Source organism: Billgrantia ethanolica (genome assembly GCF_021404305.1).
In the GTDB taxonomy this organism is placed as follows: domain Bacteria; phylum Pseudomonadota; class Gammaproteobacteria; order Pseudomonadales; family Halomonadaceae; genus Halomonas; species Halomonas ethanolica.
This window is the reverse complement of record NZ_JABFTX010000035.1, coordinates 1-329: the sequence shown is the minus strand read 5'-3', so window position 1 is coordinate 329 and position 329 is coordinate 1. Positions and strand designations below refer to the sequence as shown.

The following is a 329-nucleotide window of genomic DNA, read 5'->3' as shown; positions in this document are numbered from 1 at the left end:
GGTTCAGGTGTGGGTCAGCGCATCAGGCCCGAGCGCCGGCGGCCCAGTACCCCGGTTCGGCGACCCATGACGGCCGCGACGAGCGCGACGCCGATCGCGGCGACGACGACCTGGACCAGCAGCTCGAGCCAGTCGATGCCGCTGGTGGCGGTCGGGATCCCCATGGCGCGCGCGAGGGCGGTGCCGATGAACGCGGCGACGATGCCGACGAGAATTGTCACCAGGAAGCCGATGGGCTGCTTCCCTGGCACGATGAGGCGGCCGATCACGCCGACGACGATGCCGATGAGAATGGCGCTGATGATGCCGGTGATGGTCATTTTTCCTCC

The 329-nt window shown here is 68.4% G+C and carries 1 protein-coding gene; it reads right to left on the bottom strand.

The annotated features are described in order from the left end of the window. Positions 1-14: 14 nt before the first annotated feature. A partial coding sequence (locus HOP53_RS21385; RefSeq protein ID WP_234261935.1) for a GlsB/YeaQ/YmgE family stress response membrane protein occupies positions 15-329 on the bottom strand: 315 nt, incomplete at its 5' end.